Source organism: Desulfobulbus propionicus DSM 2032, assembly GCF_000186885.1.
Lineage (GTDB): Bacteria > Desulfobacterota > Desulfobulbia > Desulfobulbales > Desulfobulbaceae > Desulfobulbus > Desulfobulbus propionicus.
Genome location: NC_014972.1, coordinates 1,398,480 through 1,418,257, shown reverse-complemented (window position 1 = coordinate 1,418,257; position 19,778 = coordinate 1,398,480). Strand labels below are relative to the sequence as shown.

General features: G+C 57.5%; 19 protein-coding genes. 6 read left to right on the top strand and 13 right to left on the bottom strand.

From position 1 onward, the window contains the following. Positions 1-56 precede the first annotated feature (56 nt). From DESPR_RS06205 to DESPR_RS06180, 6 genes are all read left to right on the top strand, one after another. Complete coding sequence (locus DESPR_RS06205; protein ID WP_015723954.1) at positions 57-404, top strand: ArsR/SmtB family transcription factor; 348 nt, start codon at positions 57-59, stop codon at positions 402-404. 8 nt (positions 405-412) lie between these two features. Further along, positions 413-1,507, top strand: coding sequence for a permease (locus DESPR_RS06200; protein WP_015723953.1), 1,095 nt, complete (start codon positions 413-415; stop codon positions 1,505-1,507). Positions 1,508-1,523: 16 nt separating this feature from the next. After that, entirely contained in the window at positions 1,524-1,754 is a 231-nt protein-coding gene (locus DESPR_RS06195) for a thioredoxin family protein (RefSeq protein ID WP_015723952.1), read from the top strand. Positions 1,755-1,800: 46 nt separating this feature from the next. Continuing rightward, positions 1,801-2,583 carry an arsenite methyltransferase gene (locus DESPR_RS06190; RefSeq protein WP_015723951.1) on the top strand — a complete coding sequence of 261 codons (783 nt, stop codon included), beginning with the start codon at positions 1,801-1,803 and terminating at the stop codon, positions 2,581-2,583. A gap of 88 nt (positions 2,584-2,671) precedes the next feature. Further along, positions 2,672-3,970 (top strand): radical SAM/SPASM family putative metalloenzyme maturase, encoded by a 1,299-nt coding sequence (locus DESPR_RS06185; RefSeq protein WP_015723950.1) that lies wholly within the window; start codon positions 2,672-2,674, stop codon positions 3,968-3,970. Between the two features lie 84 nt (positions 3,971-4,054). Next, the gene (locus DESPR_RS06180; protein ID WP_015723949.1) at positions 4,055-5,239 is read left to right on the top strand and encodes an acetyl-CoA C-acetyltransferase; all 1,185 of its coding nucleotides are present in this window, start codon (positions 4,055-4,057) and stop codon (positions 5,237-5,239) included. Positions 5,240-5,863: 624 nt separating this feature from the next. Here the strand turns inward: DESPR_RS06180 and DESPR_RS06175 are convergent. From DESPR_RS06175 to DESPR_RS06115, 13 genes are all read right to left on the bottom strand, one after another. Continuing rightward, a complete protein-coding gene (locus DESPR_RS06175) occupies positions 5,864-6,865 on the bottom strand; it encodes a hypothetical protein (RefSeq protein WP_015723948.1) in 1,002 nt (333 codons plus the stop codon). Between the two features lie 94 nt (positions 6,866-6,959). Then, a complete protein-coding gene (locus DESPR_RS06170) occupies positions 6,960-7,157 on the bottom strand; it encodes a hypothetical protein (protein ID WP_043769749.1) in 198 nt (65 codons plus the stop codon). An 11-nt stretch (positions 7,158-7,168) separates the two neighbouring features. Further along, the gene (locus tag DESPR_RS06165) at positions 7,169-7,768 is read right to left on the bottom strand and encodes a PqiC family protein (RefSeq protein ID WP_015723947.1); all 600 of its coding nucleotides are present in this window, start codon (positions 7,766-7,768) and stop codon (positions 7,169-7,171) included. Further along, positions 7,761-9,392, bottom strand: coding sequence for a PqiB family protein (locus tag DESPR_RS06160; protein WP_015723946.1), 1,632 nt, complete (start codon positions 9,390-9,392; stop codon positions 7,761-7,763). The genes DESPR_RS06165 and DESPR_RS06160 overlap by 8 nt, the downstream gene beginning before the upstream one ends. Then, positions 9,389-10,006 carry a paraquat-inducible protein A gene (locus DESPR_RS06155; protein ID WP_015723945.1) on the bottom strand — a complete coding sequence of 206 codons (618 nt, stop codon included), beginning with the start codon at positions 10,004-10,006 and terminating at the stop codon, positions 9,389-9,391. Before DESPR_RS06155 ends, DESPR_RS06160 begins: the two co-directional genes overlap by 4 nt. After that, a complete protein-coding gene (locus tag DESPR_RS06150) occupies positions 10,003-10,626 on the bottom strand; it encodes a paraquat-inducible protein A (RefSeq protein WP_015723944.1) in 624 nt (207 codons plus the stop codon). Before DESPR_RS06150 ends, DESPR_RS06155 begins: the two co-directional genes overlap by 4 nt. Positions 10,627-10,925: 299 nt before the next feature. Further along, positions 10,926-11,600, bottom strand: a complete 675-nt coding sequence (locus tag DESPR_RS06145; RefSeq protein ID WP_015723943.1) for a DUF3313 domain-containing protein — start codon at positions 11,598-11,600, stop codon at positions 10,926-10,928. A 36-nt stretch (positions 11,601-11,636) separates the two neighbouring features. Next, the gene (locus DESPR_RS06140) at positions 11,637-12,224 is read right to left on the bottom strand and encodes a lipid-binding SYLF domain-containing protein (protein ID WP_015723942.1); all 588 of its coding nucleotides are present in this window, start codon (positions 12,222-12,224) and stop codon (positions 11,637-11,639) included. Positions 12,225-12,305: 81 nt separating this feature from the next. Beyond that, positions 12,306-12,908, bottom strand: coding sequence for a hypothetical protein (locus DESPR_RS06135; RefSeq protein ID WP_015723941.1), 603 nt, complete (start codon positions 12,906-12,908; stop codon positions 12,306-12,308). Between the two features lie 108 nt (positions 12,909-13,016). Continuing rightward, positions 13,017-14,441, bottom strand: coding sequence for an efflux transporter outer membrane subunit (locus tag DESPR_RS06130; protein WP_015723940.1), 1,425 nt, complete (start codon positions 14,439-14,441; stop codon positions 13,017-13,019). Further along, positions 14,434-17,595 carry an efflux RND transporter permease subunit gene (locus tag DESPR_RS06125; protein WP_015723939.1) on the bottom strand — a complete coding sequence of 1,054 codons (3,162 nt, stop codon included), beginning with the start codon at positions 17,593-17,595 and terminating at the stop codon, positions 14,434-14,436. The genes DESPR_RS06130 and DESPR_RS06125 overlap by 8 nt, the downstream gene beginning before the upstream one ends. Before the next feature lie 6 nt (positions 17,596-17,601). Further along, positions 17,602-18,798, bottom strand: coding sequence for an efflux RND transporter periplasmic adaptor subunit (locus DESPR_RS06120; protein WP_015723938.1), 1,197 nt, complete (start codon positions 18,796-18,798; stop codon positions 17,602-17,604). Positions 18,799-18,950: 152 nt separating this feature from the next. Then, positions 18,951-19,541, bottom strand: coding sequence for a L,D-transpeptidase scaffold domain-containing protein (locus tag DESPR_RS06115; RefSeq protein ID WP_169701540.1), 591 nt, complete (start codon positions 19,539-19,541; stop codon positions 18,951-18,953). Between the last annotated feature and the right edge of the window lie 237 nt (positions 19,542-19,778).

Below are 19,778 nucleotides of genomic sequence, written 5' to 3'. Positions count from 1 at the left end.
ACCCTGTTTTATATATTATAAAATATAAATATATACATATTTAATAGTGAGGATAAATGAAAACATTCTTGCGTGTCATGAAAGCTCTTTCGGATCCGAATCGGGTGAGGATATTGAAACTTCTTGAGAAAAACGCTCTCTGTGTCTGTGAGATTCAGGAAGCGTTAGGCATCGCCCAACCGACCGTCTCCAGCCACATGAAAATTCTTGAGGATGCTGGATTGGTGGAAAAAGAACGGCAGGGAACCTGGATGATATACAGCCAGGCTGACGGGAAAGAGTCCGTGTACTCGGGGAGAATGTTGATTGTCTTGCAGGATTGGCTGAATGAAGACCCTGAACTGCTACGGATGAAACAAGCTTTGCCGGACACAACGTGTCAACGGGCATATCTTAAAAAATGAGGCATAAAATGGAACCACTGCAATCTCCCGGCTGTAGTTGCGCCAAACAAGCAACTGCTGGCGAAGCTGTCATCGAAAAAAATGTTCAATGGGGCAAAATCATCCTCCTCAGCCTGTTCAGCCTTGGGATCTGGCTTGTCATCTATAACAATCTGGAACCCTTTTCATCCTATGTAACCTATTCTTTATTTGAGATAAAAAAGGGCAGCCAACTTGGTGGCGCCATCCAGTTTTTCCTCTATGACACGCCAAAAGTCATGATGTTGCTGACTTTAATCGTGTTTGTCATTGGCGTTATCCGTTCCTTTTTCACTCAGGAACGCACCCGGCAATATCTGGCCGGCAAGCGTGAAACCGCAGGGAACGTCATGGCTGCCCTGCTCGGGATTGTCACCCCCTTCTGCTCCTGTTCCGCCGTTCCCTTATTTCTCGGTTTCGTTCAGGCAGGTATTCCCTTGGGGGTCACTTTCTCGTTTCTCATTGCGGCTCCGATGGTCAACGAAATTGCCTTGGCGCTTCTATATGGCTTGCTTGGTTGGAAGGTCGCGGCCCTCTATCTCAGCACCGGACTCTTGATTGCCATGGTTGCAGGTTGGGTTATCGGTCGCCTGAAACTCGAGACTTGGATTGAGGATTGGGTCCAGGAAATGCGGGCCGGTGAAGCCCTTGTCTTTGAAAGAAAACTCTCCTGGCCGGATCGGATCGACCAGGGCAAGGACGCTGTTCGTGATATCGTCGGCAAAGTCTGGATCTATGTGGTCGCCGGCATCGCGGTTGGCGCCTTTATTCATGGGTATGTGCCGGAAGATTTCATGGCGCAGGTTATGGGCAAAGATGCGTGGTGGTCTGTTCCGGCGGCGGTGGTCGTCGGCATTCCCATGTACTCCAATGCTGCCGGCATTGTACCGGTAGTCGAGGCACTGCTCGGCAAAGGAGCCGCTTTGGGGACAGTGCTGGCTTTCATGATGAGTGTGATTGCGCTCTCTTTGCCGGAGATGATTATTCTTCGCAAGGTCCTGAAACCAAAATTGATCGCAGTTTTTGTTTTTGTAGTGGGATGCGGGATAGTTTTCACCGGCTATCTCTTTAATACAATCATCTGATTTGAAAGAGGAAAAAATGGAAATCAAAGTATGTGGACCAGGCTGCGCTTCCTGTGAAAAAACCCAGAAGGCCGTCGAAGCGGCTGTCGCATTAAAAGGCGTTCAAGCTACCATCGTCAAGGTGAAGGACTTTCAGGAAATCGCCCAACTCGGTGTTTTCTCAACTCCGGCAGTTGTCATTGACGGTCAGGTCAAGTGTGTTGGCCGGATACCGAAGCAGAGTGAAATAGAATCTTGGATTGGCTGAATTTTATGACGTTGCGGAACAATCGCAGCAATCAAGCGAGGGTATTATGAGTATGTTGGAAAAAGATGGTGTCCGGCAAGCTGTGCGAGATCTCTATAGCCGAGCGGCTGAAGCAGGTTGTTGTGGCAGCACGAGTTGCTGCAGCGGCCCAGCCCCTGAGGTGTCGCAACAGTTAGGATACACCTCCGATGAAATAGGCGCGGTACCCGAAGGAGCCAATTTAGGCCTGGGGTGCGGCAATCCTCAAGCCATTGCTGCATTAATAACGGGTGAAGTTGTCCTTGATCTTGGCAGCGGCGCTGGATTTGATTGTTTTCTGGCGGCTCGTCAGGTGGGAGAGAGCGGTCATGTCATCGGGGTGGATATGACACCGGAAATGCTTTCCAAGGCCCGGGCCAATGCGGCAAACAACGGTTATCGCAATGTTGAGTTTCGACTGGGAGAAATAGAACATCTGCCGGTAGCCGATAATGCCGTAGACGTTATCCTCTCCAACTGTGTCATCAATTTATCGCCGGACAAACCCCAGGTCTTCACTGATGCCTTCCGCGTTCTCAAACCGGGCGGCCGGTTGGCCATCTCCGACATTGTCGCCACCGCTGAATTGCCTGAGCATATCAGGCGTGACATGGCCCTCCATGCCGGGTGTATTGCCGGCGCTTCTCTGATTTCAGAGTTGGAAGGCATGCTGCAAACAGCCGGGTTTGTGGATATTCAAATATCCCCCAAGGAAGAAAGCAAGGCCTTCATCCGCACCTGGACACCAGAGGCCTCTGTGGCCGATTTTATCGTTTCTGCCACGATCGAGGCGGTGAAACCCTGCAACTGAAGAAGAGCCTACTAACGGCATTCTCTTCCTTTGATTTCCGGAACGCTTCGTATTCTGTTTTTTTAATGTTTCTAAGTAGTTTTAAAGCATGTCCATTCAGTATCCGGAAAAAGTTTACGTTGAGCTGACGACGCATTGTAATCTGCGGTGCCCCATGTGCCTTAAGTTTGCAGAGGGAAGTTGCATCGAGGAAGGAGACATGCCGCTTGAGCTCTTTAAAAAACTGGTGCCTTCCCTGGTCCATACCCGGTTTTTGGTCCTCAACGGTATCGGTGAGCCTTTGCTGCATCCCGATCTGGACGAGATAATCGTTCTCGCGAGAGCCGTCATGCCTCCTGATGGACGTATTGGCTTCCAAAGCAACGGACTGTTGTTGCATAAGAAACGAGCCCTGCAACTCATTCAAGCCGGAATTGACACCGTATGTCTGTCTCTTGACAATCTGAACGAGCAACAGACCGGCACCCTTGGTCGAGAGGGGCACCAGCGATCTTCGGTGGAGAAGGCGATCGCGAATCTCTCGGAGGCAGCAAAGGCGGCAAATCGAGCGATTCGAATAGGTGTCGAAGTAGTGCTGCAAAAAGATACGCTCCATCAGTTACCGGCTCTTGTCGAATGGGCGCACATGCACGGCATCGATTACATTATCGCCAGCCATCTTTTTTCCTACGATGGCACAATGGCCGGGCAGACTCTCTTCAATCCGAATAGCTACGAGGCGACGCAACTCTTTGCAAAATGGAATGCTGAAGCCGTTGCCCAAGGGGTAGATCTGACTGACCTTCCTTCCGCGCAGCTCAGGTTTTCCAAGAGTTTGTCCGATAGCATCGTTCTGCGACTTGGTGCGGCCATGCAAAAAGAAGCGAACGAGAAGGCCATTACCTTCCATTTTCCCAACCTGGTGGCGGCACGGGGGGACAGTGACCAGCGGGAGTTGGAGAAGCAATTCCATAGGGTCCGAGAGTTGGCGACCGACCGTGGCATTGAGCTTTTCCTGCCACCGCTTTATGCACACACCGACGGACAGCGCTCCTGCCCGTTCATTGAAGAAGAGGCTGTTTTTATCAATAAAAACGGGGAGGTTATGCCCTGTCACTTTCTATGGCACACCTGCCCCAGCAGGGTGAACCAGGAGCCGATCCATGTCAAGGAGTTGGTATTTGGCACTCTCGAAGAGCAACCACTTGAGATGATCTGGCAACAGCCCGCATATAGGTCTTTTCGGGCAGAGGTAAAATTGAATAACTATGCGCCCTGTTGGAGTTGTTCAGCAGGACCGTGCGTCGATTTGGTCAACACCAGCCTGCTTGGTGCCAATGATTGTTATGGCAGCCATGTTCCTTGCGGGCATTGCATGTGGGGTATCGGCTGGCTCAAGTGTCTTTAACCGTGAATTTTCGGGTCTGATTTATACTGTCGGGGTGAGTTTTAGACCGATAAAAAGCTTGATCCAACTTAAGGAGAACGAACAATGCGTGAAGTCGTCCTAGTCGGTGCGTGTCGAACTGCTGTCGGTAAATTTGGTGGTTCCATAAAAGACGTCCCAGCAGTGGAACTGGGAGCTCTTGTCATCAAAGACGCCCTGAACAGGTCCGGCATTAAGCCGGAAATGGTCGATGAGGTAATCTTGGGATGTGTGCTCACAGGGGCGCTGGGGCAGAATCCGGCCCGTCAGGCCATGCTCAAAGCAGGCATTCCCCAAGATGTTCCCGCCGTAACTATAAACAAGGTTTGCGGTAGCGGTCTCAAATCCATCGTGATGGCCGCCCAGGCAATTCAGTGTGGTGACGCCGATATCATTGTGGCCGGCGGCATGGAAAACATGAGCGCCACGGCTTATGCTCTGCCGCAGGCACGTTTCGGTTACAGAATGAACGCGCCGACGAATGGTATCATCGACATGATGGTCCATGATGGCCTGCACTGCGCGATGAGCAATTGTCACATGGGGATAACGGCTGAGAACATATGCGAGAACTGGAATCTATCCAGGGAGGAACTTGATCGCTTCGCAGTCGAATCACAGAAAAAGGCTGAAGCGGCTATTACCAGTGGACGTTTCAAGGATGAAATCGTTCCGGTGCTCATTCCGAGACGAAAAGGCGCTCCCCTCGTGTTTGACACTGATGAACATTACACCCCTGACTCCACTCTGGAGAAAGTCAACAAACTGAGGCCCGCATTCAAACCCGATGGCATGGTGACAGCGGCCAATGCTTCAGGCATCAACGATGGTGCTGCGGTCATCATCGTCATGGCGGCCGATAAGGCAAAAGAATTGGGGATCAAGCCAATGGCAAAGTTGACGGGCTATGCCTCCGCAGGAGTAAAGCCGGAAATCATGGGCATCGGCCCGGCAGCGGCTTCTCCAAAAGCATTGGCAAAGGCCGGAAAGACACTTACCGAGATAGATCTGATTGAGGCAAATGAGGCATTTGCCTCGCAAAGTGTTGCTGTCGCAAAAGATCTGGGTTTTGACATGAGTAAGGTCAATGTCAACGGGGGCGCAATAGCTCTCGGCCACCCAATAGGTGCCTCTGGTGCTCGCATTCTGGTGTCCTTGCTCCATGAAATGGAAAAACGGGGAGCAAAAAGCGGTCTGGCCACACTGTGCATCGGCGGGGGCATGGGAATAGCAGTGGTTGTCGAGAAATAGGTAAGCAGCGCGGGCTTGATCAACCGAGGCGACTATGGCCTTGGTCATGCATATTTCAAATGAGTTCGCCCGTTCATGCTCAGGCAAAAGCTGACGAACTCATTTTAATCTTGATTTTTCTCACCAGGCACTTATTAATAAACCCATTATTCTGACTCATTTCCAATGAGATACCCCTTTTTAGGGCTTAGCTGGACACGGTTTTTGTGTTCTTGAACTTCAGTAGCACACGGCGCTGCCTTTCCTCGACCGGAGACGTTTAATCGCAGAGGCGAACGTCTTTCTCTGACTCGTGAGAACTGCGCACGCACCCCTGCAAAACGGATCTATCGATTCGTTTCCCCTTTATCCAATTCCCCCATTGAACCGACAGCTCTTTCTTTGTCTTTCCGAAGCCGCATTCTCTCTGCGCGTTTTCGGAGCGACTGATTCTATCGGTTTTTCAATATAGATCCTTCCCCGCTCATCCATCGGTGTCTTGGTTCAACGGGAATAGGACAATCCTGCCGTTCATGATGGTTTATCATAAACGGCAGGATTGTCCTATTCCCGTTGAACCAAGACACCTTTGAATATTTAAAATACGCATGGACAAGTTCGGGAAACGGGCACGTATGTTCATATTTAGGGACTCGATGCTGTCGTCAGAGTGAACGTCACCAGCACCGCCGAACGGCGGACGTCCTCCATGGAAAACTCCGCGAGGGTGATGTCGTTGCCCTCGCTCCCGGCTTCGTCGTCGACGCGCACCCCTTTCCAATTCAGCCGGAGACTCTGACGGCGGGCAACCAGCATCGATTCCGGCTGGAGCAGGACTTCCTCAAGACGCGCTAATGACTGTTCCGGGAGAGCAATCTGCTGGCGCAGTTTCTCCAGCTCCTGTTCAACCTCGGCCAAGAGCTGTTCAACCTTGCGCAGCTCTTCCCGATTCTTCGGGGTGGGGGCAGCAAAGATCTCCTGGCGATGCGATCTGCCACCCAGAATTTTTGCCATTCCCTGGAGATATTCTTTTTTCCCTTGCAATTCGGCCTTGTTTGCCCGTAGCGAGGTGATCCGCTCCATGGCAACCGTGGCCAACACCTCCAACCCCCGGTTAACAATGCCATTCCTGGTCGTCTGGAGATCAAGAGACGGCGCGACAATACGATGATCGGTAAAACTCACCGCTTGCTGCCGCACATCGCGTAGGAGCAATTCTCCTTCCTGCTTATGACCGAAGATGGTGCGCTCCTGCTGCAACATGGTCATCATCGCCACCATCTCGCCGCTCAGACCTTGCTTGCGTAGCTTGTTGATCTCTGGGTTGTAGCGCAACAGCTCGTCGAGCTCTTCGGGTGAGGCAAACAGGGCCTTGACGGTGGGGTCGTCATAATACCGACTGCGATCAAGAATGACCGGACCAGGAATGGTTTCCAGCAATGACTGGAAATACTTCATTGAACCAGCAACCGGGCCAGCCAGTACCCGTCGATATCCCTTGGACTGACGAATAACCGGATCGGCGACCTGCACCAGCCGATCCATGGCCTGGACAAGGGGATCCTCGCCTGTTGCCCGGGGTTGAAGACGTTGCCAGAGACTGCCCATCCATGCACCGATGCGCGACTGTTGGTGTTGTTCGTTCATGTTGCACCTGTCAAAGGGATGCAGGCAGAAGCACTGCCTGGGTTACGTTGGATCCGTTGATCGACCGCTCTCCCCCGATTGCGCAGAAAACCGCTCATCCCCGGAACTCGTCCCAGCACGGCCACATGGGGCTGGCTTGCGGTGTAAGCATCCACAGCAGGGTCATGCCGATGGCCAACGCCACTCCGGGCAGGACATCAAAGTAAAGAACGCCGACCGTGGTCACCAGGGAAAAGGTCAGCTCACGACGGCTGGCGGCATGGAGTTCCCGCAGCGAGGCGACATTGACCATCCCGGCGAAGATTAATGCTGCGACGTGATCGCGGCGGCAATTTCCTCGCTCAACCGACTGATATTGCGCCGCTGGGCTGCAACCCAAGCGCCATGGCTGCTGTCGGCCGGTCGTTCGCTGAAGGTGGAGCGACGTGTCAGCCGCGCTGTTTTGCTCTTGGTGGCGACCAGCGACCAACGGACCGTCAATCTGGCCTCCTGGCCCAAAGTCCCTTCCATGGCCAGAATATCAACTACAACCTGCAGGGGTGCCGCCAGGTACTGATCCTGCGGATAGAGGGCGATTCGTTCAGTGCCCAGCCTGGAGGCCAACTGCTCGCCGATAGCACGGGCAAAATCGCGGTCAACCTGGCTCACCCATCGATGCTGCTCGGCGAGTTGGTACCGCTCTGCCGTTCCGGTGGCGATTTGCGACGTTTTCAACAGGTCAGGCACCGAAACCGGGCCGACAAGAATGGCCAACGACTGCCGTGCACCGGCGACGCTGGGCGGCCGTTGGGTATCGAGCAGACTGTAGTAGCTGACCTGGGGGGAAACCGGGCTGCAGCCGGTGAGGGAACCCAGGAATAAACCGAACGCCGCCAGTCCGAGAAGGATGAGAGATCTATTCATCTGCTTGCTTCTCCTTGCCATAAAGAATCGATTGGGGCTGGTTATCCAGGGTGTTGGCGAGTTCCCGCAGGGCGCGCAGGGTCATGGACAACTCTTCCAGGGTCTTGGTGGTGTTGTAGTTCAAGGGCGAATCCTTGCCCATGCCCTGCTGCACCTCTACCAGGGTTTTCTGCAGTTCAACCAGCGTCTCCTGCAGTTTGGGCGTGGTTTCCTTGTTCAGCTGCTTGGCAAATCCGCCCATCTCGGCAACTGTCGTTCTGGTTTCTTGCAGGGTCTGTTGGAGTTCACCGCCGATCTGGTCGAATTTGACCTTTTCCAGGCTGGCCGTGATTTTGCCCAAACTCTCCTGTAACCGTTCAAAGGAACCGGGAATGGTCGGGATGGCCTTGAATCCGTTCCAATCGGAGAGGCTGGCCTTGGGAGCATCCGATACAAAAACCAGATTGACCATCAGCTGGCCGGTGAGCAGATTGCCGCTCTGCAGCTGGGCGCGTAATCCCTGTTGTTCAACCAATGCCTTGAGAAAGGTCCCGGGATCGTGTTCGGCAATTTTCAGCGCCTCCTCTTTCTTGGCGGCACTGATTCGTTCCGGTTCCATGGCCACGATCACCGGGACAAAGAATTTCTTGCTGTCGAGGTCGAATTCCAGTTTCAGGTCGACCACCTCGCCCAGCTTGATGCCATACAGCTCCACCGGTGCACCGACACTGAGACCGCGCACCGACTCGTCGAACAACAGCACATAGTAGTTGCGGATGGTGTACTTCTTTTCCTGGATGGCATTGCGGTCGGCATAAAGGAAAAAACTGGAATTTTCCTGGGCCTCCTCCCCTGGCTGGGTCTCCTTGGGCAGATCAAAGGCAATACCGCCGGTAAGAATGGAGACCATCGACTGGGTATCGACCTTGAGCCCCTGGGCATTGAGGGTGAGATCAAAACCGCTGGCGTTCCAAAACCGGGTGTTGTTTGTGACCTGGGTGTGATGCGGTGCTTGGACAAAGATCTTGATCTCCACCGATTTGCCGTCCGGCTTGAGCGTGTAGCTGACCACCTGCCCCACTTGGATCTGCCGGTAGTAGACCGGCGAGCCGATATCGAGGGAACCGAGCGTATCTGCCTGAAGGACGAAATGCCGTCCCGGTTGGCCCACGGTCACCACCGGCGGGACCTCCAAGCCGGTGAAATGGCGGGTCGGCGTGCCTGCCTTGCTGCCGTCGATGCCGATATAGGCCCCGGAAAGGACCGTGCCCAGGCCGGAGACCGAGCCGCCGCTGATCCGTGGACGAACCACCCAAAACTTGGTCTGATCGGTCAGATAGGGTTCACTCCCCTTGATCATCTTGGCCGTGACCACCACCTTGGACACATCCTCGCTAAGCGCGATGGTCTCGACTTGGCCGATCTCCACGTCCTTGAACTTGATCTTGGTCTTGCCCGCCTCCAGGCCATCGGCGGAAGCAAAGGTGATGGTGATGGTCGGTCCTTTTTCGCTGATGGCCTTGAAGGCCAGCCAGCCGCCGATCACCAGCGCCACCAGCGGCACGATCCAAACAATGGAAAAACGGCGCCTGGCCTGGACCGCGGCCGGTACAGCATGCGGTTCCAGGGACGATTGGTCGGTCATACATCCTCCTCGATGACATCCCAGATGAGACGGGGGTCGAAACTTTCCGCGGCGAACATGGTGACCACCACCACCGCGGCAAAATAGACGGCAGCCGGTCCGGCCTCAATAGCTGCCACCGCGCCGAGCTTGACCAGGGCGACCAGGATGGTCACCACATAGATGTCGACCATGGACCAGCGGCCGACCAACTCGGTCAGACGATACAGGGTGGTCCGGTCCTTGGGTCGCCAACGCCAGCGCCAGCGGACGCTGACCAGCAGAAAGATCAGAATCAGCAACTTGGCGGCCGGCACAAAGACGCTGGCAACAAAGATTACGGCCGCGATCTCCCAGGAACCGGTCTGCATGAAATAGATCACGCCACTCATGATGGTGTCCGCCTGTTTGGCGCCGAGCGAGGTGGTGACGGTGATGGGCAGGACGTTGGCCGGAATGATCAGGATGAGGGCCGCGCACACCAGGGCCCAGGTCCGCGCCAGACTGTTGGGTTTGCGCTGATGGAGATGGGCGCCGCAGCGCGGGCACTGGTGATGGTCCTGGGCCATCTCCACCAGCAGATGGCAGTCGTGGCAGTTGATCAACCCCTGCTCGCGGGCAGTGACTCCACTCATCGGCGCAGGTCCAGGCGTTGCCATAACAGGGGTGGATCCAGGGTGGAGAAGGCGGCGGCCATGACAAAGATCAGACCGCCAAAGGAAAAGACCGAGACCCCGGGCACGATGGTCGCCATGTGGCCGAGTTTGACCAGGGCGACCAGGATCCCCATCATGAACACCTCCATCATGCCCCAGGGAGCGACCTCCTGGACCAGGCGAAAGACGCGGGCCGCATGGGCAGCCGGTCGACGCCCCCATTGGAGCGGCGCCAGGATGTACAGGAGACCGATCATCTGCAGGCCCGGCACCAGCACACAGGTGAGCAACACCAGGCAGGAGAGCCCCTGCATGTCCTGTTTCCAGAGTTCCCGGATGCCGGTCAACAGGGTGGTTTCCTGGACAAAGCCGCCGGTCTTCATGGCCAGGAACGGAAAACTGTTGGAGACAACGAACAGGATCAGCGCTGTCAGGGTCAGGGCCAGGGAACGTTCGATGCTGTCGGGTTTGTGACGGGCGAGCACCGCACCGCAACGACCGCACAGCAGGGTGACGGTTGTTGCCTCCGCAGGCAGCCGATTGAGCAGGTCACAATCGGGGCAGGCGATCACTGTGGGCGGCGGTTGGTCGATGGGCATGACATGTTTTTCTTGTTTTGCTTTCTATAAGTGTGGATCGCGATAATGATACCATGCCGGAGTACCGGCCTTTCTTTGTTCGTTGTGGCCGGCCGATCTGGTCCAAGACCAGATCATTCCCCACCGCAACAAGGACAAGCAACCGGGGGGAGAGAAGAGACATGACTGCGGAGAGGCGATCCCAAACCGACCATACCTCTTCTCTTTTCGAAGCAGTGTTGGCCAGCAGGCGTAACCGATGCCGATACCGCCAACCCACTGGTTGCATTCCGGCTCTTCTCGGTGTTGTGAGGTGCTCGTTATTCCTCCACCTTGCCGTGCGCCTTATCCAGGGTAACCCGTAACCGCTTGGCCCAGAATGCAAAGGCCTCCTTGGTGGCCCCCAACTTGCTGAACCCGCTCATCTTCGAACCGTCGAAGGTATCGATGGCGGCTGCCAGACGTTCATTGGTCATGGAATCGAGAAATTCCACCTCCATGCTGGCTCCGCCAACCCCTGTGTAGGAGCCGGTCGTGGCTTTCTTGGCAACGCTGATCGCCAAGCCCACCGGCAGCACCGTGGTGATGCCGCTCATCGCCGGATTGCTGGTTTCGATGTTCGTCACCGCCAACCGAATGCGCAACACATCCGCACCTGGTTCGGTGACCAGCGGATAGGCATTGCCCAGCGCTTCGAAAATGGCGCGGTGAAAGGTGTCGGACAGTTCCTTGAGCTCGCTGGCCTGGATGCCCTGCTCCGCCGCGCTCTTCTTCAGATAGAACTGGGCCTCGTCCACCATGATCCGCCGATACTTGCTCAAATCCATGCCGGGCTTGGTGTAGAGCTGATCAACCCCGTCGCTGGGGCCCGGTTGGAACTGCGGATAATTTTGCAGAAAACCGGAAGGGGTCTCCTTGGGTGTGGAGGCGCAACCGACGAGCATGCCGCAGACCAGCAGAAGCGCCCCTATCATCAGTGTCCGTGTTGTTTTCATTCTTTCTCTCCCTATGTCATGACCGCATTGGCACGGTTATTTATCCGGCTGAATCTGGGTGATCTTGCTGCCTTGGATACCCAGGCCGGCCATCAATCCTCGCTGATCAAAGAAAAAGGCATAGATGCCCGACTTGGCAGTGGTGGTGGAGAACGTCCGGGCCATGCCTTCATCCATGACCACGACCGTGGGACCAATGCCGATCTCCCAGCCCTTGCTGCTCTTCAGATACTTCAGGTCCGCATCGGAGAGAAAAAACAGGGCATAGCCAAAGGATTGCGCCCCGGCTTGCAAGCCGTACGAGGCGGCAATTGTGCGATAAAAGCCGGTGGTCTTGCCGCCGACGCGCAGCGCGCCCTCACCGTACTGGCCGCCGATGATAAAACCGCCCTTGATGATGTCGGGAAAAACAAGAATGCCTTTGGCGATACCGGCCATTTTCTTGGCTGCGGGGGTGGTCTGGTACAAGGTCTTCAGGGCGATGTCAACATCACGGTTGATTTCGGCGGCGGTGGCTGCCAGGGATATCTGCGGGAGGGCCAGCATCAGCAACGTTCCAATCCAGCCCAAGGCAAGGACCTGTGTCAGTCGCCGTCTGTTTGGTTGTTTCCAGTCTGTCTTCATGCTTTGGCTCCTTCTTTTTCGAGGTGGTTGTCTCTATGCTGCTGCCGAAAAGCGGTGGTCACCGACGGGCAGACGATCGTCTTATTTCTTCTTGCCCTTCACGGTAATCTCAAGCGCTTCGAGATATTTGATGGCAATCGTATCGCCGACCTTGACCTTTTCGAGGTTGGCGGGATTCTGGACCTTCACCGTGGCCACAGAACCGTCGGCCATTTTCAGCGTGGCGGTTTCATTGGCTTTATCCAGATCAAGGATCTCGGCGGTGATGTTGGTCTCGGTGATGCCGAACCCTCCCGGCTTGGCACCCGGTACCGCACGCCCTACGACCGTACTGCTTTCCTCGATGACCTCACCGGGCTCGGCCATGCGGACCTCCAGGGATTCGGTATAGGTAATCTCAACCCTATCGCCCGCCTTGACTTGGGGCAGGTTAACCGCCTCCTTGCCGACATGGATGGTGAACGGTCGCCCTTCAAGGCTGCGCAGTTTGACCATTCGGGTCTTCAGATTTACGCTCTCGACCGTGGCCACGGTGGACTGAACACTGGAACGCTGCACATCGAGATTAGATGCCTGTTGCTCCTGCATGCTTGCCTGGTTGTCCACAGGCTGTTCCGTCTTGGCACAGGCTGCCAAGATACCCACACACGCGACCACCATTACCATGCTGAAAATCTTGCTCATGTTGTCCTCCGGTAGGTTATTGATTCAAGCGGGCGTGAGCCACCCTGCCCTCTTCCTCGTTATTCTTCCGTGAAATCATGCAGGGCGACATCGGTTGCCACCCTGCGCTCACGGTCCGCTGACCGGTCGGTCCATCTGGTCCGCCTTGTTCATCCAGCCGCCGCCCATGGCCTTGTAGAGATTGATCAGGGCCAGATGGAGCGCACCCTGGGTTTGGGTGTAGGCCAGTTCGGCATTGAACAGGCTGCGTTCCGCATCGAGCACCGCCAGATAATCGGTATAGCCGTTGTCATAGCGCAACCGGGCGATGTCGGCGTACTGGCGCAGGGAGTCGACCTGATTCTTCTGCGCCGCCAACTGCCTCGTGGTATGCTGCTGATCAGCCAGGGCATCGTTGACCTCGCGGAACCCGTTCTGGATGGCCTGCTGATAGCCGAGCAGGGCCTGTTGCTGGATGGCCTCGGCCTCCTTGACGCTGCCGGCAATCTTACCGGCGGTGAAGAGGGGCATGGTCACGGGCGCGCTGTAGTTCCAGACCTTGGATGGCCCCTTGAACAAATCACTGAGGTCGCCACTGGCCGAGCCAAAGGCGCCGGTGAGAGAGATGGACGGGAAATAGGCGGCCTTGGCCACGCCGATGCGGGCATTGGCGGCAATCAGCGTCTGCTCGGCCTGACGGATATCGGGCCGCCGCTCAAGCAGGTCCGAAGGCAACCCGGCGACCACCGCCGGCAGGGTCAACTGATCGATGTTCCTGCCCCGCGGGATCGGCCCGGGATTGCGCCCCAAAAGGACACTGAGGCCGTTCTCCTGTTGGGCGATGGCCTTTTCCAGGCTGGGAATGGAGGCCAGGGCCTCCTCGTACTGGGAACGGTTCTGGCTCAACTCGAGATCGGAGATGATGCCGCCGGCAAACCGTTCCTTGAATAGTGCATACGATTGACCACGGCTGGTGGCGGTGTTGCGGCTGATCTCCAGCTGGCGGTCGAGGTCGCGCAGGTTGATGTATCCGCTGGCCACGCTGCTCACCAAGGAGAGGACCACGGCCCGCCGTCCCTCCTCGCTGGCCAGCAGCTCGGCCCGAGCCGCTTCGGTGCCGCGCCGGATTCGGCCCCAGATGTCGATCTCCCAACTGGCGCCCAAAGTGGCGGCAAAGGTGTCGGTGGTGGTCTTGTAGCCGGATGCATACCGGTTGTCGCCCAGTTCGGTCACCCGCTGCCGATTGTATTCCGCAGACCCACTGACCTGCGGGAAGAGATCCGCCCGGGCCATGCCATAGCGTCCGGCATACTCCTCAATGCGCGCCGCAGCGATCTGCAGCTCCTTGTTTTCCCGCAGGGCCGTCTCGATCAGGGTCGTGAGCACCGGATCGTTGAACTGCTGCCACCAGGGGGTGTTGGCCAGATCCTTGGCCTCGCTGTCGATCAGCCGCCAATCCGAGGGGGCGTCGATGGGCGGCCGGTTGTAATCCGGGCCCACCGTGCACCCGCCCACCAACAGGATCAAGAGGAGGGCAATCCACGATTTATCCATGATGCGGCCCTCCCTGATTGGAACTGGCGGAGACGGTCGGCTCGTTCGTGGGCCGGTGTCCCAGTTTCTCCACTACATAGAAGGTCACCGGGATGAGGAAGACACCGATGCAGGTGGCGGCGAGCATGCCGCCGATGACCGCGTTACCCATGACCTGGCGGGAGATGGCGCCCGCGCCCGAGGCAATGGCCAGCGGCACACAGCCGAGAATGAAGGCGAACGAGGTCATGAGAATGGGCCGCAGGCGCAGCTTGGCGCCCTCCAGGGTGGCCTCCAGCAGGGGCCTGCCCTTCTCGTACTCCATCTTGGCGAACTCGACGATGAGGATGGCGTTCTTGGCCGACAGGCCGATGAGCATGACCAGACCGATCTGGGCATAGACATTGTTTTCCTGGCCGCGGAGAAAGAGGGCGCCAAAGGCGCCGGCCACGGCGATCGGCGTCCCCAAGAGGACGGAAAAGGGCAAGGACCAGCTCTCGTACTGGGCCGCCAGGATCAGGAACACGCACAGCAGCGAAAATCCAAAAATCACCACCGGCGACACCCCTTTCTGCGCCTGCCACTCCTGGAAGCTCATGCCCATGTAGTCGTAGCCCATCTCCGAGGGCATGGTCTCGGCGAACACTTCCTCCAGGGCCCGCATGGCCTGGGCCGAACTGTAGCCAGGGGCGGCGCCGGCATTGATCTGGGCGGCCCGGTAGAGGTTGTAGCGCATGGTGAACTCCGGCCCGGTAATGTTCTTCACCGTGGTCAAGGCCGAGAGCGGCACGGATTTACCCTCTTGATTGCGCACATAGAACTGGCCAATGTTGTCGATATTGGTGCGGAAATCTCCCTCGGCCTGGATGTACACCTGCCACTGACGACCGAATTTGTTGAAATAGTTGATAAAGCCGCTGCCCATGAAGCTCTGCAGGGTCTTGTAAACGTCGTTGACGTTGACCCCCTGCTTGAGCACCTTGTCCTGATCGACCTCGACGAACAGCTGGGGCACGGTCGGGCGAAAGGTGGTGGAGACCGTGGCCAGTTCAGGCCGCTTTTTGGCCGCCTCGACAAATTTGCTGACATTGGTGGCCAGGAACTCCAGATCCTTGCCGGCCCGGTCTTCGAGCATGAAGGTCACACCACCCGAGGTGCCGATGCCGGGGATGGCCGGCGGCGAGAAGGCAAAACCGATGGCGCCGCTGAGGCTGCCCAGTTTCTTGTTGAGCGTCTGCTTGATGGCCTCGTACTGCACGGCCGGCTCCTTGCGTGCGGCCCAGTCGTCCAAGGTGATGAAGAAGAAGGCCGAGTAGGTGTTGGTGACCTGGCTGAGCATCGAGTAGCCGATGACCGAGGTGGTGTACTTCACCCCTGGGGTTTCCATGATCAGCTTTTCCGCCTGTTCGGTGAGATCGCGGGTGCGCTGCAGCGAGGCCGCATCGGGAAGTTGAATGCCGGCGAAGACGTAGCCCTGATCCTCTTCCGGCAGGAAGCCCGAGGGCACGGTTTTGCCGAAGAATCCGGTCAGGACCACCATGCCCACCAAAAAGAGCAGGCTGATGGCGCTCTTGTGCACCGCTACCCGGCACAGGCCGACGTAGCCGTCGGTGGCCCGGCCGAACACCCGGTTGAACCAATCATAAAATTTCTGCAGCGGCCCGCGGCCCTTGACCTTGGGTTTGAGCAGCAAGGCACACAGGGCCGGAGAAAGGGTCAGGGCGTTGAAGGCCGAGATGATCACCGACAGGGCGATGGTCAGGGCGAACTGCTGGTAGAGCCGGCCGGTGATGCCGGGGATGAAGGCCGTGGGCACGAACACCGCAGCGAGGATGATGGCGATGGCGATCACCGGGCCCGAGACCTCCTCCATGGCCTTGAAAGTGGCCTCCTTGGGACTGAGCCCGTGTTCGATATGGTGTTCCACCGCCTCGACCACGACGATGGCGTCATCGACCACCAGGCCGATGGCCAAGACCAGGCCAAAGAGCGACAGGGTGTTGATCGAGAAGCCGAACAGGGGAAAGAACATGAAGGTGCCCACCAGGGAGACCGGCACCGCCAACAGCGGGATCAGCGTGGCCCGCCACCCCTGGAGAAAGATGAACACCACGATGATCACCAGCACCAGGGCCTCGAACAGGGTGTGTTCGATCTCCTTGATGCCCTCGGTGACCGCCAGGGTGGTATCGAGGGACACGACATAATCCAGATCCGGCGGGAAGCGCTGCTTGAGCTGCTCCATCAGTTCCCGGGCGCCCTTGGCTGCCTCGACCGCGTTGGAACCGGGCATCTGGTACAGAGCAATCAGAGCGCTGGGCTTGCCGTTGAGCCGGCCTTCCAGGCTGTAAGTCTGGGCGCCCAGCTCGATCCGGGCCACATCGCTGACCCGCACGATCGAGCCGTCCGGATTGGCGCGCAGTACCACCCGGCCAAAATCCGCCTCGGACTGCAACCGCCCTTGGGCGCGCACCGCGTAGGTGAATTCCTGGCCTGTGGGCACCGGTTCCGCCCCCACCTGCCCGGCTGGGTTGACCGTGTTCTGGGCATTGATGGCGTTGACGATCTCGGGGATAGTGATGTTGAGCTTGGCCAGCTGATCGGGCTTGACCCACAACCGCATGGCGTACTTGCCGGCGCCGAAGATGGTGACGCTGGCGATACCCGGAATGCGGGTCATCTGGTCGTTGATATTGATGTAGCAGTAGTTGGCGAGGAAGACGTTGTCGTAGGTACCGTTCGGCGAATAGAGGCCGAACATGATCAGCGGCGAGGAGGTCGATTTCTCCACCTTGACGCCGTAGTTACGCACATCGCTGGGCAGCTGCGACTCGGCCTGGCCCTTGCGCATCTGGGCCAGCAGCTGGTCGGTGTTGGTGTCGGTCTTGATGTCGAAGTTGACCGTCAGCTTGGTCTCGCCATTGTTGGCGTTGATCGAGTACATGTAGTTCATGTTGTCCACGCCCGACATCTCCTGCTCGATCGGGGTGGCCACCGCCTGCTCCAGGGTAAGGGCATCGGCACCGGTGTAGGTGGTGGACACCTTGATCTCCGGCGGCACGATGTTGGGAAACTGGGCGGTGGGCAGGCCGCTCATGGCGACCAGCCCGACAATGACCATAAGGATCGAGAGCACCATGGCCACAATGGGGCGATTGATGAAGAATCTGGCCATGGCGCCTCACCTCTTCTCCGCCGGCGCGACAGCCGTTGGCGTGGTTTGCGGTGAAAACGGCTTGGGGGTCACCGTCATGCCCGGTCGCACCTTCTGAATCCCTTCGACCACGATCTGTTCACCGGGCTTGAGCCCCTGGTCGATGATCCAGTCGCTGGCGATCCGCGGCCCCACCTGCACCGGCCGGATGTCGACCTTATTGTCGGCGCCAATCACGGCCACCATGTATTTGCCCTGCACCTCGCCAACCGCCCGTTGCGGCACCAGCAACGCGCCCTGCTGGATGCGGACCGTGGCGCGCACGCGGCCATACTGGCCGGGACGCAGTCGGTTCTCCGGGTTGGGGAACAGTGCCCCGATCTTCATCGTGCCGGTGGTGGGGTCGATCTGCCGGTCCATGATGGCCAGATGCCCTGGATGCGGATAGACACTGTTATCGGCCAGGATCAGTTCCAGGGGCAGTTCTTCCATCCGCTGGTTGCCGGCCGCGGCAGCATTGAGGTATTCACGTTCGCTGATGTTGACGTACACCTTGATCGGGTCGAGGGTGGAGACCGAGGTCAGCTCCTCCTGCATGCTCGGACCCACCAGGTCACCCAGCTGGGTCTTGGCGATGCCGGCCACCCCGTCGACCGGCGAGGTGATCTTGGTGAAGCCGAGATTCAACTGTGCCTCATCCACCGCTGCCTGGGCCGCCTCGACCGAGGAGCGCGCCGAGAGTTCCATGCCGATGGCATCGTCGAGGTCCTTCTGGCTGACCGCATTCTTGGCGGCCAACGGTTTGATGCGGGCCAGGTTGGCCTTGGCGGTTTCATGGCGGGCCATCTGCACCGAGAGCTGGGCCTTGGCCTTGTTCAGCGCGGCCTGGAAGGTGCGCGGGTCGATCTCGAACAGCACCTGCCCCTTGCGGACCGCCTCACCTTCCTTGTAGTTCTGGCGAATGAGGTAGCCAGAAACCTGAGGCCGGATGGTGGCATTGACAAGGCCATCGAGCACACCGACCCACTCCTTTTGCACCGGCACATCCTTCTGCACCACTACCATGGTTTCCACCACCGGCACCATGGGTGCCGCAGCCTTCTCCTCCTTGCGGCAGCCCGCTGGCCACAAGGCAGCGATGGCGAGCATTGTCACGGTCGCCAGTCGCATAATCGTCTGGCGGTCGCCCCATATCTTCCCAACCCAATGATTGGCTTTCTTCATCGATCTTTCCCACCCCCCTTTCTGCTCTCATTGTGGACCGCTGATCCCGATCCCTTGCCTGCCCCTGGTTCCGTTCAACGGGTCGGGGAGGATGGTGCGCATTCGCCGGCGCAGCAGCAAAAACCCTGCCAGAGACGGCACCTGCGTGACCATCATTCTTCCTGATGCAACGCCACGCCCTTGCCCCTTCGGGCTTGGGCCACCATATCCAACCCGCCGATATCCTGTACCTGCAAAAATTCGACCTTAGGCGGTTGCCGGGAAAGCTCCATGGCCTCGAAAACCCGGCTATACAAGGAGGAGCCCAGATGCTGTTCCAATGCTTCGCGTGAACGCCATCGCTCGGTAGAGCAGACCAGACCGTCTTCGACGGAAAGGGAAGGATCGGGGTCATTGGCCAGGCAATGCCCGAAGAGGAGAAGTGTTTGGTGAGGGTAATCGGTGGGCTGCAGGCCATTTTCCCGGCTGGCCGCAATGGCGGCAAGCAACTGCTTGACCTTCTCCGGCGTCCACAGGAGTGTGCATTGTTCCCGGGCATAGATGTCACGGACTCCAACCCGTTGACGAACCGGTTCACCGGAGGAAGGCGACCGCCCTGTTGACAGTACCTGTTCCAGCTGGAAATGAAAGGGCGGTGTATTCGTTGGGCTAACGGCGGCGGCTGCCGTGGCGCTGGCGGACAGCAGGAGACGTGCGGTGAGGAGTACGGCGAGGAGGGGGATAAGGTGTTGCAATCGGTTCATGCCCTTTTCACGGTGTGAAATTTGATTGGCACTGCTGAGCAAACACAACCGCATGGGGTTCCCTGCGCCATCGGCTAGTTATGCAAATAATTAGAGCAAATTCATGGAGCTGTCACTCATTTTCTCAAGTCCCCCCTGCTTTTTTGTGATGTGCGGGACGTGCGCTTCCATGCAACTGCAAGACACCACTTCCGGACAATGCGCAAGGTGCCCCGAACCCCAATGGAATCGATCAGG